Below are 14,440 nucleotides of genomic sequence, written 5' to 3' on the forward strand. Positions count from 1 at the left end.
AACACGCTACGGGGGCGGGGCATTTCAGTCCTGTTCGCCTTTTTCCCGGGTGGTGGTGTCGGGCGCGGGACGCGCCGTCGGCAGCGGGCCCAGCGCGCTCATCGCGGGCGCGGGCTCCGGGCGGCGCGGCAGCCTCGGCCGGATCAGCCGCAGCCACGCCAGCACCAGCAGGGCCGCCACCGCGGCGAAGGGCAGCACCGCGCCGAACGCCACCGCCAGCCAGCGCAACATCGTCACGAACGCGTCCCAGCCGCCGGCCAGCGCGTCCACGAACCCGGGCTCCTCGTCCTTGGCGGCCTTCGTCACCGGTGTCTGCGACAGCGAGAGCGTGATGGTGGCCAGGCTCGTGCGGTCCTTCAGGGACGCCTGCTGGGCGAGCAGCGCCTCCAGGTCCGCCTCCCGGTCGCTCAACTCGCCCTCCAGCTCGACGACATCGCTGAGCTTGGTCGCCTTGTCCATCAGCTCGCGGACCCGCGCCACGCTGACCCGCTGCGACTTGATGCGGCTGTCCACGTCGACGACCTGGTCGGTGACGTCCTCGGCCTTCGCCGTGCGGTCGAGGAGCTTGCCCGCGCCCTGCAGGTCGGTGAGGACCTCGTCGTACTTCTCGACCGGGACACGCAGCACCACGCGCGTGCGTTCGCGGCCTTTCGAGTCCCGGGTCGTGGTCTCGTCGCCGACGTAGCCGCCGGCGTTCTCGGTCGTGGTCCGGGCCTCGGCGAGGGCCTTGGGCACATCCTTGACCTGCACGGTCAGCGAGGCGGTGCGGATGATGCTGCTCGCGGTGAGCTTGGGCGCCCGGGACCCCTTGGCGCCGCTCGCGAACTTCTCGCCACCGGGAGCCGCTCCCTTGGCGTCGCTCTTCGCGGCGGCACCATCGGCGGCGGAGCCACCGGAGTCGGTGCCGTTCGCGCTGCATCCGGTCAGGGCGAGTGCCGCGGCCAGCAGGAGGCCGGTCAGGGCCTGGACGGTTCGTACGGAACGTTGTGCGCGCATGCGGGAGTCCCCCCGAGGGTCGTGACGACTGACGCTCCTTCGACGCCGGGAAGGGCCGGGACGTTGGGGTGGCCGGGTCCCGATGCGGTCACGGTCGGGACTCGTGAAGGACACCGGGGCGCGGGCCGGCTGTCAGCGCGGTCTGAGAGGCTGGTGTCATGCGCGAAGTGGAGACTCGTACGGGCACGGGACAGGTCGTCGTCATCGGCGCCGGTATCGCGGGGCTGGCCGCCGCCCACCGGCTGCTGGAGCAGGGCGCACGGGTGACCGTGCTGGAGGCCTCGGACCGGGTCGGCGGCAAGCTGCTGCCCGGCGAGATCGAGGGCGTCCGGGTGGACTTCGGAGCCGAGTCGATGCTGGCCCGCAGACCGGAGGCGGTCACCCTGGCGCGCGAGGTGGGCCTCACCGACCGGCTCCAGCCGCCGGCCACCGCGTCGGCCTCCCTGTGGACCCGCGGCACGCTGCGCCCCATGCCCAAGGGCCACGTCATGGGCGTCCCCGGCACCGCGGCCGCCCTGACCGGCGTCCTGTCCGACGAGGGCCTCGCCCGCATCGAGCGCGACGCCGACCTTCCCCGCACGGAGGTCGGCGAGGACGTGGCCGTGGGGGAGTTCGTGGCGGCCCGCCTCGGCCGCGAGGTCGTCGACCGCCTGGTCGAGCCCCTGCTGGGCGGTGTCTACGCGGGCGACGCCTACCGGATCTCGATGCGCTCCGCGGTCCCGCAGCTCTTCCAGATCGCCCGCACCCACGCCTCCCTCACCGAGGGCGTCCGCGAGATCCAGGCCAAGATGGCGGCGGGCCCGCAGACCGGGCCGGTGTTCATGGGCATCGAGGGCGGTGTGGGCAGTCTGCCGCTCGCGGTGGCGGACGCCGTGCGGGCACGCGGGGGCGACATTCTCACCGGGACGCCGGTGCGGGAGCTGCGCAGAGTCGAACCGTCGGGCCCGGGCACCGCGGGCGAGCCGGGAGCGTCCGGCCGTGACGGGGACGTGTCGGCGCAACCGCACGCGGCTTGGCGTGTCGTCGCCGCGGACCGGGTCCTGTATGCCGACGCCGTCGTCCTCGCCGTCCCCGCCCCCGTCGCCGCCGACCTCCTGAGCGCCGAGGCCCCCGCCGCTGCCACCGAGCTCGCCGCCGTCGAGTACGCCTCCATGGCCCTGGTCACCCTCGCCTACCGCCGCGCTGACACCGCCCTCCCCGAGGGCAGCGGCTTCCTGGTGCCGCCGGTCGACGGGAGGACCATCAAGGCATCGACGTTCGCCTCGCAGAAGTGGGGCTGGATCGCCGACGAGAACCCCGACCTGATCGTCCTGCGCACCTCGGTCGGCCGCTTCGGCGAGACCGAGATCCTCCGGCGCGAGGACGCCGACCTGGTGGACGTCTCCCGTCATGACCTCCACCAGGCCACCGGCCTCGGCGCCACGCCGGTCGCCACCCGCGTCACCCGCTGGACCGACGGCCTGCCCCAGTACCCCGTCGGCCACCACGCACGCGTCGCCCGCATCCGCGAGCACGTCGCCAAGCTGCCCGGCCTCGCCGTCTGCGGCGCCCCGTACGACGGCGTCGGCATCCCGGCCTGTATCGCGAGCGCGTACGCGGCCGTCGACCAGATCGGCGGCGACCTGGCCGCCATACAGGAGCTCACCGCCAACCCGGTGCAAAGTCTGCACGGCGGAGCAGGAGAATAAGAACCATGAGTGACGACGCCCCCACCACCGAGGCCGCCAGGATCCCCAACAAGGGCAAGCTGGCCAAGGACCTCAACGAGGTCATCCGCTACACCCTGTGGTCCGTCTTCAAGCTGAAGGACGTCCTCCCCGAGGACCGTGCGGGCTACGCCGACGAGGTCCAGGAGCTGTTCGACCAGCTCGCCGCGAAGGACGTGACGATCCGCGGCACGTACGACGTGTCCGGCCTGCGCGCCGACGCCGACCTCATGATCTGGTGGCACGCGGAGACCAGCGACCAGCTGCAGGAGGCGTACAACCTCTTCCGCCGCACGAGGCTGGGCCGCGCCCTGGAGCCGGTCTGGTCGAACATGGCGCTGCACCGCCCCGCCGAGTTCAACCGCTCGCACATCCCGGCGTTCCTCGCCGACGAGACGCCGCGCAACTACGTCAGCGTCTACCCCTTCGTGCGGTCGTACGACTGGTACCTGCTCCCCGACGAGGACCGCCGCCGCATGCTCGCCGACCACGGCAAGATGGCCCGCGGCTTCCCGGACGTCCGCGCCAACACGGTCGCCTCCTTCTCCCTCGGCGACTACGAGTGGATCCTCGCCTTCGAGGCCGACGAGCTCTACCGCATCGTCGACCTCATGCGCCACCTCCGGGCCTCGGAGGCCCGCATGCACGTCCGCGAGGAGGTCCCGTTCTACACGGGCCGCCGCAAGTCCGTGGCCGACCTGGTGGCGGGCCTGGCGTAGCGGTACTTCTCGATGCCGGTGCAGACCCGCGCCCTGCTTTTTGAGGGGCGCGGGGAACTGCGCGACCAGCCACACTCAACCGGCAGACGGCATCACCGAGCAGCCCTCGCCTCGGGAGCCGCATGCCCCGCGCACCCCGCATGCCGCACAGGCAACCGACCTTCCAACAGGTACGCATCGAGATACCCGTTGACGCACTGGTTCGGGCCGCCGGCGATCCCATGCGTCCCCGCATCCCACTCCGTCACCAGCACCGACCCCGACAGCCGCCGCTGCAACTCGAGCGCCCCGTCATACGGCGCCGCGGCATCCCGCTCGGCGGCCAGAATCAGCGTCGCCGGCAACTCCCCGGGCCCGGTCCGCACATCGACAGCCCGCTGACGCGGCGCGAGCCAATACGCACAGGGCAGATTCATCCACACGTTGTCCCACGTCTCGAACGGCGCCACCCGGGCCAGCCGTGTGTTGTCCCGGTCCCACACCCGCCAATCCGTCGGCCAGGAAGCGTCGTTGCACTCGACCGCCGTGTACACCGCGCTGGAGTTCTCCGCCTCCGCCGCCGCCTCCCGCACCGGTCCCGCCTGCTCGATCAGCGGCTTCGGGTTCCCCTTCAGATACGCGGACAACGCGTGCGCCCGCTGCGGCCAGTAGTCGTCGAAGTACCCCGCCGTCAGAAACGCCCCCTGCAACTGCCCCGGCCCCACCTTCCCCCCGGCCGGCTCGGCGGCCAGCTGTGCTCTCGCCTTCTCGTAACTCCGCTGTACGGCGTCCGCCGTGCGCCCCAGCCCGTACACGTCGTCGTGGAGCGCGACCCACTCCCGGAAGTCCGCCCAGCGCCCTTCGAACGCCGCCGACTGTTCGAGGTTGTCGCGGTACCAGACCTGCTCCGGATCGGGGTTCACCGCCGAGTCGAACACCATCCGCCGCACATGCGAGGGGAACAGCGTCGCGTACAGCGCCCCGATGTACGTCCCGTACGACGCCCCCATGAACGTCAGCCTCTCCTCGTCCAGCGCGGCCCGCAGGACGTCCAGGTCACGCGCGTTGTTGAGCGAGTTGTAGTACTGGAGCGCGCTGCCGGCCCGGCGGGCGCACCCGCGCGCGTACGCCTTCGCCTCGGCGATGCGCTCCTTCTTGTACGACTCCGAGGGGTGCGTCGGCGACAGCGAGGGCCCCGTGAAGAAGTGCTTGGGGTCCTGGCAGGAGAGCGGAGCGGAGCGGCCGACACCGCGCGGGGAGTAGCCGACCAGGTCGTAGGCGGCGGCGATGCGCTTCCACTGCGGCATGAACCCGATCAGCGGGAAGTACAGGCCGTCGCCGCCGGGCCCGCCCGGGTTGTAGACCAGCGCGCCCTGCCGGGGCACCCGGCGCTTGCTGTTGTGCGGGTCCTTGTGCGTGGCCGGTACCCGGCTGACCGTCAGCCTGATCTGCTTGCCGTTCGGTTTCGCGTAGTCGAGCGGGACGGACACCGTGCCGCACTCCAGGCTGCCCGGCATGTCCTGCGCGTCGGAGCACTTGCCGAAGTCGACACCGGCGATCCGGGCGTGTGCGGCGGCGATCGCCGTACCCGCGCGCTCGGACACACCGGGGGCGATGGGTGTGCCGTCGGCCGGAGCCGCGGCGAGGCTGGTCAGGAGCAAGGATCCGGCGGCCGAGTAGAAGGCGGCTGCTCTCATCGCATATCCCTTCGATGCACGGCGGCGACAAAAGGGATGTTTCGTTCGACTGTCGGCGAAGGCAAGCACCGCCCCGGCGGTGTCGGCCCCAATGACCCCGGTGGGCCCCCGGCGTGCGTTTCACGCCAGGGTGTGTTCCGGGCAGGTCCCAGGGGGCTACACGTGGTCCCGGTGGGTGAACGCGGCCCGCAGGTCCGGTTCGCCGATCGCGCGGACGCCTCGTACGGCGACGGTCGTGAGGTACGTACGGTCGTCGCCGGCGCCGCGTCGGGCGAGGGTGCCCAGCAGGCGCTGGCCGGCCGGGGAGGCCCAGCGGGAGTACGGGTGGACCTCGACACGGGCGATGGCCAGGCAGCTCAGGGTGAGGGCCAGGGGGAGCGCGAACCAGAGGGCGACCAGGCCACGTGGCATGTCCGGCTGGGCGGGGATCAGCAGTGCGGCCGCGCCCAGCGCCAGGACGGTGAGTGCGGCGAGCTGCACCTGGCGCACCCCGGACGCGACCGTGGTCCGGACGCCGGCGGGAACGGCCAGACCGGCGCTGACCAGCCGGTCGCCGAGGTCGCCGACCGCGTCCGCGCAGGCCGCGGCGGCCCGGACCGGGGCGATACGGCTCTGCCCCTCCGGTCCGATCGCCCCTATGACGGACCGCTCGATCTCGTCGCGCCCGCGCGGATCGACCACCGTCGCCCAGCCGGTGTGGGCGAGCAGCAGCCGCCGCTGCCGGGCCATGGAGACCATGGTCAGATCGGCGACCCGCCGGGGTCCGCCGGACAGGAACGCGGCCTCGTAGAGCGTCAGGCCGTGCTGGGACGCATCCGTGTCGTCGGCCGCGGTGCGGGCGGCGGCCAGGCACAGTCGCGTGCACGCGGTGCCCGCGACGGCCCAGGCCAGCAGCAGGAGAAGGACCCAGAACATGCCGCGTTTCTATGCCAAACGCCTAATGGAACGCCATGCCCTGTTCACAATTCGGACGGAGTGTTGTCGGTATGTGACGTTCCGCATGTCCGGAAGTGTGCCACTACGTGCGGGCGTGCGGGCCGCGGCTACTGCGGTGGCGGGCTGGATTCGGCCGGCGGGAGCGTGTAGGTCGGTGAGGCCGACGGCGTGACCGGGGTGGCCGTGCCGGGGTCGGCCGTGGGGCCCGGGGGAGCAGGGGAGTTGACGAGCGGCGGAGTGCTCCCGGAGGCCATGTCCCCGGCCAGGGCGTCCCAGTCGACGTATCCGGTGGCCTCCAGCACCTTGATGTGGTCCAGCACGGTCGTGTTCGCGTCGTCGGCGAGCGAACGCACCAGCGAGTTACGGGTGGTGGCACGCACCTGGGCGACGAGCGAGAACACCTTGCCGTGCGCCAGCCGCGCGATGTTCACGAAGTCCCGGTCGTAGTCCGTGCCCTGGGCCGCGCTGAGCGTCGCCAGCCACTGCTTCTGCTGGTCGTTGGGTTGGTTGGGCAGCTGGAGCCCGAGCTTGGCGGCGATGTCCCGTACCCGCTGGTCGAGGAACGTGTGCCCCTCGACGAGGTGCTCTCCCGCGATCCGTACGGGCTCGGTGGTGCCCTTCTGCTCCGCCTGCTGGCCGGCGGGCAGTTCCCACAGACCGGCCAGCCTGACCTTGGTGACGAACTCCCGGTCCAGGGCGGACAGCGGACCGTAGCTCGTCGACACCGTCTCGGCGTTGAGTACGTCCACGCCGGTGCCCGACCGGTCGGCGTACGACCAGATCGGGAAGATCAGAGCGAGCAGGGTCGCTGTCAGGCCGGTGATGATGACACCGGTGCCACTGATGATGCCTCGACCCTTGAGGGGTGGTCGCGGTCGCATGGTGCCTCCTGGTACGGCACCGCACGCTGGTCGGTTTCGGGTGCGGGATTGGCATGTTACTGCGGGGTGCGGGTCAACTGTCGTACGGGCGTCAATGCCGACAAAATGGGGTATCGCCACATAAAAGGTGAGCGGGAATTCATGGTCACTCGGTGGCGAATGTGAGTGAACCGGACACGGTGGGTGTGACGGGCGGCCGATGTGTTAGTCCTGGCACATTTCGGTGCCTCCCGCTCAGCGGTGCAGCAGCACCCTCCGCGCCGCCCTCGCCACGCGCGAGCGCGGCGCCGGTCCCGATCGCTCCAGCCACCAATCCCGCAACTCCCGCCGCACCCGTCCCTCGCCGAGCCGCCCCGACAGCAGCAGATACTCGGCGAAGTCCAGCGCGTCGCGCCGGAAGCCGCCGGTCATCGGGTGCCCGTGCGCGTACGCGAGGAAGGCTCCCCGGTACGCCTCCCCGAGCATCACCGGCAGTTCGGGCGCGACCTTCCCCACGACATCGGCCCGCTTCCCGGCGAGGGCCCGAGCCTGCACCCCCAGCCGCACGCGGTCGAACCCCTCGGGCACGGGAGTCCCGGCGACGAGTGCGGAGAGCAGCGCCGTCTGCGCGAGGGCGAGGCGCTGGCGGGCGGGGTCGGTGGAACCCTCGACCCGTATCGCCTGCCCCCTGTCCGACACCTCCTTCTCCGACGCCTCCTTCCCCGAGGCCTCCTCCCCCACGGCGTCCCTCTCCACGGCGTCCCTCTCCCAGACGTCCCGCTCCGAGGCACCCTTCTCCAGCGCCCCTCGTATCGCCCCCAACTCCCGCTCCAGCTCTGCCGGTTCGGGAAAGTTCTCGTCCCTCTCCAGCAGCACGCCCGGCGGCGAGACGCGCGACGCCAGATCCGTCAGGACGTCCAGGACCGCCGGCGGCACGGCGTGGGCGTGGCTGTCGTGCCAGACGCCGTCCCGTTCGAAGCCGCCCGCCACATGGACGTAGGCGATGGCCTCCAGGGGAAGGTCGGCGAGCGCCTTGGCCGGGTCCTCGCCGCGATTGACGTGATTCGTGTGCAGGTTGGCCACGTCGATCAGCAGCCGTACGCCGGTCCGGTCGGCGAGTTCGTACAGGAACTGCCCCTCGGTCAGCTCCTCGCCCGGCCAGGAGATCAGCGCGGCGATGTTCTCGAGGGCGAGCGGCACCGGCAGCGCGTCCTGGGCGATCCGGACGTTCTCGCAGAGCACGTCGAGGGCGTCCCGGGTACGGGGGACGGGCAGCAGATGCCCGGCCTCCAGGAGCGGAGAGGCGGTGAGGAGGCCGCCCGCCCGTACGAACGCGATGTGCTCGGTGACCAGCGGAGCGCCCAGTGCCTCCGCCCGCTCGGCCAGCGCCGTCAGGCGCCCGGCGTCGGGCCGCTCCGCACCACCCAGGCCCAGCGAGACGCCGTGCGGGATCACGGTCACCCCGCGCTTCCGCAGCCGCTCCAGCGGCTCGGGGAGGTGTCCGGGGCAGACGTTCTCGGCCACCACCTCGACCCAGTCGACACCCGGCATCCGCTCCACGGCCTCGGCGATCTCCGGCCGCCATCCGATGCCCGTCCCCAGTCGCTCCATGATCCTTCCCCTCCCTGCGGTCTCCTCGAAGAACGTGACGGGGGTATGGCCCCGCCGGCCGGAACCGAACCTCCCGCCACGTACCTTCAGAGCAACATTTGAGGTTCGGGCCCCTCGGGCAGGAGCCGCTCCCGCCTCAGCGCAGCACGCCCGCCGAGTCCACCGGATCCGGCCGCCCCGTGTTGACCGTGCCCGGCGCGCCCGGCGACGGACTGGACGTCGTCCGCACGTTCCCGCCGGCCTCGGCGACCGGCGCCGAGGGCACCACCTGGCCGGGCACCGGGGCCGACGGGCCGGTCGGGCTGGCCGTGGTGCCGGAGACCGCGTCGTTGGCGATGGCGTCGAAGTCGACCCTGCCGGTCTTCTCCAGGATCGTGATGTGGTCGAGCACGGTCTGGTTGGCGTCCGAGGCCAGCTGCCGTACGAGGGTGTTGCGGGTGGTGTTCCGGACGGTGCCGATGGCCGGGAAGATCTTGCCGTGCGCGGCCCGCAGCAGGTTCACGAACTTGTACTCGTACTCCGAGCCGCTCGCCGCCGACATCTCCTGCAGCCACCCCTGCTGCTGCTCGTTGGGCTGATTCGGCAGCTCCACGCCCAGCTGGGCCGCGACGATCCGCACCCGCTTGTCCAGGTCGGTGTGGCCGACGATGAGATGGTCGCCCGCCTCCTTGATCGCCTCGTTCGGCGCTCGCTCGATGGCCTGCTGCCCGGCCGGCAGCTCCCAGAGTCCGGCCAGCCGCACCCGCACGATCAGATCGCGGTCGGAGGCGGTCAGCGGCCCCCACTGGGTGTTCACGGTCCCCGCCGCCAGGTTCGCCTGGCCGGTGCCCGACCGGTCGGCGTACGACCAGACGGGGAACGCGAGTGCGCCGAGGGTGGCGACAAGGGCCGCGATGAGAAAGGCCGTACCGTTGATCCGCACACGCAATGGTGCCTCCCGGGTGAAACCAACTGGACGTCGGTGCTGGGTACTTGCTGGGCGCCGGTGCCAGGAGGTACGCGGGGGAGAATCCCGTTGTTCAAACGACGGGCAAGAAACTAAACGGACGGTAAAGTCGCGCTCGGTGAGAGCTCAGGTCCGTGCGCGCAACGCGGGATGCTCGGCGACCACCGTGCAGGAACCGGGCGCGATCTCGGTGAAGCCTGCGTCGCGTACCAACGGCAGCCCGCTGGTGGTGAGTTCACCCCAACGCCCCGCCTCGGCGGTCCGCACGGCCAGCGGGAAACCGGCGTCACGCCAGGCGGCACGCTCCCCGTCCGACAGCTCCCACCAAGCCAGTTGAGCCCCGTGTCCGACCTGGGCCATCGCCTTGCCGGCCGACATGTCGAGGTCCGGGTTCAGCCACAGCACGGGCACCCCCGGATCGGCGGGCGCGGGGGCCTCCGGATCGTCCAGATCGGTCCCCGAGACCTGCAACTTGGCCAACTCCTTCGGCCACCCGTCCAACGGCACCGGTGGGAACACCCGCACCTCCGCCGCCTTCCCGGCCACGGTGATCCCGTCCAACTCCCCGGCCCGCCGCCACTCGGCTCCCCTGGCCCGCCGCACGACCTTCCGAATCCGAGCGTCCTGCCAGTCCCGCATGACCTGAGCCCATTCCCCGTCCCCGACCGACCGCTCGTCACTGAGCATCACGAGCACGGCTCGGGCGGCGGTCTCCAGAGCGTCGGTCCGAGCCGGCGGCACCGCTTTCTCGATCCGCACGACGAGGGGCAGGACGAATTGCGGCGCTTCATCACGGGCGGTGCGCTCGGACCGGAAGGGACTGTCGCCGGTGAAGGCTGGAACGTGGCTCACAGATGCCCACCCTAAGGGGCGCGGCGAACCGCGCCCGCCGGTCATCCGGAACAAGCGGTGCGCTGCGCCTCCTGCCACTCGCACACCGGGCACAACGTGATCCCCTTGTGCGACTCCGGGTACTCCGTCGGCTCCCGGCACAGCACACACTCGGCGTACGGCGGCTTCCTCGTGTCGTCGCTCATGCCTCCAGCCTAGGCCGGTCAACGATGCGCGTCCGTGGCCCCGATCAGTTCGGACACCTTCACGAAGCGGTACCCCTTCTTCCGCAGCTCCGGCACGATCGTCCGCACCGCCCGCTCGGTCGCCGGGGCGGCGCTGCGGGTGCAGTGCATGACGACGACCGACCCCGGCCGCACCCCGTCCAGCACCTGCCGGGCCACCGCGTCCGCGTCCGTCGCGAAGGCGTCCCCGCTCACCACGTCCCACTGCACCGCGGTGACGCCGGTCGGGGTGAGCGCCTTGAGGGCCTCGCGGTCGTAACACCCGCCCGGGAAGCGGAAGTACGGCATCGCGTCGGTCACGCCGGCCTCGCGGAACGCCGCGTACGTACGCTCCACCTCCGTCCGCATCCGGTCCGGGGCGACGGTGGGCAGGCCGTAGCAGTCACCGGTGAAGGCGTAGTGGCTGTAGGAGTGGTTGGCGATCTCGAAGAGCGGGTCCCGGCCGATGGAGCGGGCCTGGACGGGGTACTCCTCGGCCCACCGCCCCGTCATGAACACGGTCGCCGGGACCTTCAGCGCCCGCAGTGTCGCGATGAGCTGCGGATTGTCGAACCGTTCGCCGTGTGCCGCCCGTGTGCCCTCGTCGGCGGTCATGTCGGCGTCGAAGGTGAGCGCGACCGTCCTGCCGTGGCCGCGGGGGCCGTTCCTGAAGACGGGGGTGAGGCCGGTGGGGCCGGGGGCGAGGGTCGGGGGCTTGGAGGGGGCGGCGGTGGTCGCCGAGGGGGCCGGGTGGGCGGCGTGGGTCGCGGCGGGGGCGCCGCAGGCGGTGAGCGCGGCGCCGAGTGCACAGGCGGCGGCTGCGTGTCGTACTCGAATGATCACCGTACGAACATAATGCGGAGAATAGTCCTAATTTCGGACCGGCGCACTCGCCCCGGCCATCATGAGCCTTTCAGCTTCGGCGGCCGTAACGCCCGGTCAGGGTGCCCGCGGCCAGGGTGTGGCCGGTGAGGGCGCGTTTCAGGTCGTCGGGCGTGGTGGTGGCGGGCAGCTTCAGCGCGCGGTCGGCGGCGTAGACCGAGAAGACGTAGTGGTGGGGTTGGTCGCCCTTGGGCGGGCAGGGGCCGCCGTAGCCGGTCTTCTTGAAGCCGTTGCGGCCTTGTGCGGCGCCCTGGGGTGCCTGGCCGGCCGGCCAGGTCGTCTCCTTCGCGGGCGCGTTCCACAGCAGCCAGTGCGTGAAGGTGCCGTGCGGGGCGTCGGGGTCCTCGACCAGGACCGCCAGGGTGGTGGCCGTGGCGGGGACGCCGGAGAAGGCCAGCGGCGGGGAGACGTTCGCGCCGTCGCAGGTGTAGCGGCGCGGGATCGTGCCGCCCTCGGTGAAGGCGGGGCTCGTCACGGTGACGCGGTGCGAGGCGCTGGGCGCGGGGACGGCGGACTTGTTGTCGGTGTCCCCGCAGCCCGACGCGAGCAGCGTCGCCGCCGTGACGGCCACGAACACGAGCCTGCGGTCCATGGGCGGAACGCTAGTCGCGCCCCTGCGCCCCCGCCAGCTGCGCCACGGGCCGATGCCCGGCCGGGGTCACTTCTCCAACTGGCGGTCCTGCGGATGCTGTTCCTGCGCCTTCTCCAGGAAACGCAGCAGTTCCACGGGGAAGGGGAGCACCAGCGTCGAGTTCTTCTCGGCGGCCACCGCGACCACCGTCTGCAGCAGCCGCAGTTGGAGCGCGGCGGGCTGCTCGGACATCTGCTTCGCCGCCTCGGCGAGCTTCTTGGAGGCCTGGAGTTCGGCGTCCGCGTTGATGATGCGGGCGCGGCGCTCGCGGTCGGCCTCGGCCTGGCGGGCCATGGAGCGCTTCATGGTGTCCGGCAGGGAGACGTCCTTGATCTCCACGCGGTCGATCTGCACGCCCCACCCGATGGCCGGGCTGTCGATCATCAGCTCCAGGCCCTGGTTGAGCTTCTCGCGGTTGGAGAGCAGGTCGTCGAGGTCGCTCTTGCCGATGATCGAACGCAGGGAGGTCTGCGCCATCTGGGAGACGGCGAACTTGTAGTCCTCGACGTTGATGAGCGCGGCCGCCGCGTCGACGACCTTGAAGTAGACGACGGCGTCCACACGCACCGTCACGTTGTCCCTGGTGATGCCCTCCTGGGCCGGGATCGGCAGCGTCACGATCTGCATGTTGACCTTGCTGATCCGGTCCACGAAGGGAACGATCATCGTGAACCCCGGCCCGCGCACCTCACCGGCGAGCCGCCCCAGCCGGAAGACCACCCCGCGCTCGTACTGCTTGACCACGCGCGCCGCCGTGGCGGAGTACACCAGACAGGCCGAACCGGCCGCGACGGCCGCCGTCACCAGCTCCGGAATCATCCCGACCCCCTGACGTCAGAGGCCCCGTTATGTCTGCTCCTGTAACGATATGCCCGGTGCCCGGTCCGAGGCCACGAGGGGCGACGAACCGGGCACCGGTCGGGGATCGGACTACGGTCGGCCCGCGGTGACCCGCTCCGGTTCGGCGGTCACCCGCACCGGTTCGGTGCCGACCGCGCTGTGCCGCTCCGCCCAGTTCTCCAGGGCCGTACGGCAGGCGTGGTCCAGGTGGTGCAGGCCGGAGAGGTCCAGCTCCACCGGGCGGTCCTGGGGCAGTGCCTCCAGGCTGTCGAGGATCTTCGGCAGCCGCAGGAAGGTCGCGTTGCCCCACAGATACGCCTGGACGGGTCCGGCGCCCTTGTCGATGACCTCCAGTCGGACGTGTGAGGCCTCCCAGGCGGTCTTCACCACTGCGAGCGCCAGACCGATCAGGACGCCCTCGAACATGCTGACCGCGACGATCGACACGGCCGTGACCACGAGGATCAGCGCCTCGCCGCGATGCTCGCGCCACAGCGCCACGATCTCGTGCACGGGGATCAGCTTGGCACCCGAGTAGACCAGGATGCCGGCGAGGGCCGGGATCGGGATGTAGGCCAGGACGCCCGGCAGCAGGGCGGCGAACAGCAGCAGCCAGACGCCGTGCATCACCCGGGACGCCTTGGTCCTCGCGCCCGCCTGGACGTTCGCCGCGCTGCGGACGATCACCGCGGTCATCGGCAGGGCGCCGAGGACACCGCAGAGCGCGTTGCCCGCGCCCTGGGCCACCAGTTCCTTGTCGTACTCGGTGCGCGGACCGTCGTGCAGCCGGTCCACGGCCGCCGCGCTGAACAGCGACTCGGCGGACGCGATCAGCGTGAACGCGACGACCGTACCGATGAGACCGACCTGCGCGAGTTCGCCGAAGGCGCTCAGGGAGGGCGGCTGGACGGAGCCCAGCAGACCCTGCACCTCGACGGTCGCGACCGGCAGGGAGAACACCAGCGCGGCCACGGTCGCGAGACCGACGGCGGCGAGCGGTCCGGGGACCGTGCGCACCTGCTTCGGCATCCGCTTCCAGAACACGAGGACCGCGATGGTGCCCGCGCCGAGCGCCAGCGAGGCCGACGCGTCCGTCTTCCCGAGAGCCTCGATCAGCGCACCCGGCAACTGGGCTATCTTCTCCAGGCCCGAGGCGGGCGCCTTGGCGTCCGCCATCGAGTAGAGCTGCCCGGCGATCAGCACGAGACCGATGCCGGCCAGCATGCCCTCGACCACCGAGACCGAGATCGCCCGGAACCAGCGCCCCAGCTTCAGGACGCCCATCAGGATCTGGAGCACACCGGTGGCGAGCACGATCACACCGAGCGCCGGCAGCCCGAACTCCCGCACGGCCTCGAAGACCAGCACGGTCAGACCGGCCGCGGGCCCGGAGACCTGCAGGCTGCTGCCGCGCATCAGACCGGTGACGATGCCGCCCACGATGCCGGTGACCAGGCCCAGTTCGGCCGGGACACCGGAGGCGACGGCCACGCCCACGCACAGCGGGAGCGCGACCAGGAACACGACGAGCGAGGCGGCGAAGTCCTGCCGCAGATGAGGGTATGTGGTCGTCATCGCGTCG

14 protein-coding genes are annotated in these 14,440 nt (G+C 71.5%); 2 read left to right on the forward strand and 12 right to left on the reverse strand.

Annotated elements, in window-relative coordinates; genetic code table 11:
• Positions 1-24 precede the first annotated feature (24 nt).
• Complete coding sequence (locus tag ACWC09_RS18965) at positions 25-996, reverse strand: DUF4349 domain-containing protein (protein WP_450851686.1); 972 nt, start codon at positions 994-996, stop codon at positions 25-27.
• Between the two features lie 158 nt (positions 997-1,154).
• Between ACWC09_RS18965 and hemG the strand changes: the two genes are divergently transcribed.
• Together hemG and hemQ are read left to right on the forward strand one after the other, a co-directional pair.
• Positions 1,155-2,684 (forward strand): protoporphyrinogen oxidase, encoded by a 1,530-nt coding sequence (gene hemG / locus ACWC09_RS18970; RefSeq protein WP_450851687.1) that lies wholly within the window; start codon positions 1,155-1,157, stop codon positions 2,682-2,684.
• Positions 2,685-2,689: 5 nt separating this feature from the next.
• Positions 2,690-3,421, forward strand: coding sequence for a hydrogen peroxide-dependent heme synthase (gene hemQ, locus ACWC09_RS18975; protein WP_450851688.1), 732 nt, complete (start codon positions 2,690-2,692; stop codon positions 3,419-3,421).
• A gap of 92 nt (positions 3,422-3,513) precedes the next feature.
• Here hemQ and ACWC09_RS18980 read toward each other — a convergent pair whose 3' ends face one another.
• The 11 genes from ACWC09_RS18980 to ACWC09_RS19030 form a co-directional block, all read right to left on the reverse strand.
• On the reverse strand, positions 3,514-5,097 hold the full coding sequence (locus tag ACWC09_RS18980) for an alpha/beta hydrolase (protein ID WP_450851689.1): 1,584 nt from the start codon (positions 5,095-5,097) through the stop codon (positions 3,514-3,516).
• 156 nt (positions 5,098-5,253) lie between these two features.
• Entirely contained in the window at positions 5,254-6,012 is a 759-nt protein-coding gene (locus ACWC09_RS18985) for a TIGR04222 domain-containing membrane protein (RefSeq protein WP_450851690.1), read from the reverse strand.
• A gap of 128 nt (positions 6,013-6,140) precedes the next feature.
• Positions 6,141-6,914, reverse strand: a complete 774-nt coding sequence (locus ACWC09_RS18990; protein WP_450851691.1) for a DUF4142 domain-containing protein — start codon at positions 6,912-6,914, stop codon at positions 6,141-6,143.
• 234 nt (positions 6,915-7,148) lie between these two features.
• Positions 7,149-8,504, reverse strand: a complete 1,356-nt coding sequence (locus tag ACWC09_RS18995) for a DUF692 domain-containing protein (RefSeq protein ID WP_450851692.1) — start codon at positions 8,502-8,504, stop codon at positions 7,149-7,151.
• A 136-nt stretch (positions 8,505-8,640) separates the two neighbouring features.
• Positions 8,641-9,426, reverse strand: a complete 786-nt coding sequence (locus ACWC09_RS19000; protein WP_450851693.1) for a DUF4142 domain-containing protein — start codon at positions 9,424-9,426, stop codon at positions 8,641-8,643.
• A 150-nt stretch (positions 9,427-9,576) separates the two neighbouring features.
• Positions 9,577-10,347, reverse strand: a complete 771-nt coding sequence (locus tag ACWC09_RS19005) for an aminoacyl-tRNA hydrolase (RefSeq protein ID WP_450851727.1) — start codon at positions 10,345-10,347, stop codon at positions 9,577-9,579.
• On the reverse strand, positions 10,344-10,487 hold the full coding sequence (locus tag ACWC09_RS19010) for a hypothetical protein (protein WP_450851694.1): 144 nt from the start codon (positions 10,485-10,487) through the stop codon (positions 10,344-10,346). Before ACWC09_RS19010 ends, ACWC09_RS19005 begins: the two co-directional genes overlap by 4 nt.
• Positions 10,488-10,505: 18 nt before the next feature.
• Positions 10,506-11,348, reverse strand: coding sequence for a polysaccharide deacetylase family protein (locus tag ACWC09_RS19015; protein WP_450851695.1), 843 nt, complete (start codon positions 11,346-11,348; stop codon positions 10,506-10,508).
• A gap of 70 nt (positions 11,349-11,418) precedes the next feature.
• Positions 11,419-11,979 (reverse strand): YbhB/YbcL family Raf kinase inhibitor-like protein, encoded by a 561-nt coding sequence (locus ACWC09_RS19020; RefSeq protein ID WP_450851696.1) that lies wholly within the window; start codon positions 11,977-11,979, stop codon positions 11,419-11,421.
• Positions 11,980-12,045: 66 nt separating this feature from the next.
• On the reverse strand, positions 12,046-12,837 hold the full coding sequence (locus tag ACWC09_RS19025; protein WP_450851697.1) for a slipin family protein: 792 nt from the start codon (positions 12,835-12,837) through the stop codon (positions 12,046-12,048).
• Positions 12,838-12,948: 111 nt separating this feature from the next.
• Positions 12,949-14,433 carry a SulP family inorganic anion transporter gene (locus tag ACWC09_RS19030; protein WP_450851698.1) on the reverse strand — a complete coding sequence of 495 codons (1,485 nt, stop codon included), beginning with the start codon at positions 14,431-14,433 and terminating at the stop codon, positions 12,949-12,951.
• Positions 14,434-14,440 lie beyond the last annotated feature (7 nt).

Source organism: Streptomyces sp. NPDC001617 (genome assembly GCF_053596855.1).

What these genes read in the sequence shown, in the direction of transcription:
- ACWC09_RS18990 (WP_450851691.1), bottom strand. Translation starts at nt 6,914, where the DNA reads ATGCGACCGCGACCACCCCTCAAGGGTCGAGGCATCATCAGTGGCACC.
- ACWC09_RS18985 (WP_450851690.1), bottom strand. Translation starts at nt 6,012, where the DNA reads ATGTTCTGGGTCCTTCTCCTGCTGCTGGCCTGGGCCGTCGCGGGCACC.
- ACWC09_RS18995 (WP_450851692.1), bottom strand. Translation starts at nt 8,504, where the DNA reads ATGGAGCGACTGGGGACGGGCATCGGATGGCGGCCGGAGATCGCCGAG.
- ACWC09_RS19010 (WP_450851694.1), bottom strand. Translation starts at nt 10,487, where the DNA reads ATGAGCGACGACACGAGGAAGCCGCCGTACGCCGAGTGTGTGCTGTGC.
- ACWC09_RS19020 (WP_450851696.1), bottom strand. Translation starts at nt 11,979, where the DNA reads ATGGACCGCAGGCTCGTGTTCGTGGCCGTCACGGCGGCGACGCTGCTC.
- ACWC09_RS19030 (WP_450851698.1), bottom strand. Translation starts at nt 14,433, where the DNA reads ATGACGACCACATACCCTCATCTGCGGCAGGACTTCGCCGCCTCGCTC.
- ACWC09_RS19025 (WP_450851697.1), bottom strand. Translation starts at nt 12,837, where the DNA reads ATGATTCCGGAGCTGGTGACGGCGGCCGTCGCGGCCGGTTCGGCCTGT.
- hemG (WP_450851687.1), top strand. Translation starts at nt 1,155, where the DNA reads ATGCGCGAAGTGGAGACTCGTACGGGCACGGGACAGGTCGTCGTCATC.
- hemQ (WP_450851688.1), top strand. Translation starts at nt 2,690, where the DNA reads ATGAGTGACGACGCCCCCACCACCGAGGCCGCCAGGATCCCCAACAAG.
- ACWC09_RS18980 (WP_450851689.1), bottom strand. Translation starts at nt 5,097, where the DNA reads ATGAGAGCAGCCGCCTTCTACTCGGCCGCCGGATCCTTGCTCCTGACC.
- ACWC09_RS18965 (WP_450851686.1), bottom strand. Translation starts at nt 996, where the DNA reads ATGCGCGCACAACGTTCCGTACGAACCGTCCAGGCCCTGACCGGCCTC.
- ACWC09_RS19005 (WP_450851727.1), bottom strand. Translation starts at nt 10,347, where the DNA reads ATGACCGGCGGGCGCGGTTCGCCGCGCCCCTTAGGGTGGGCATCTGTG.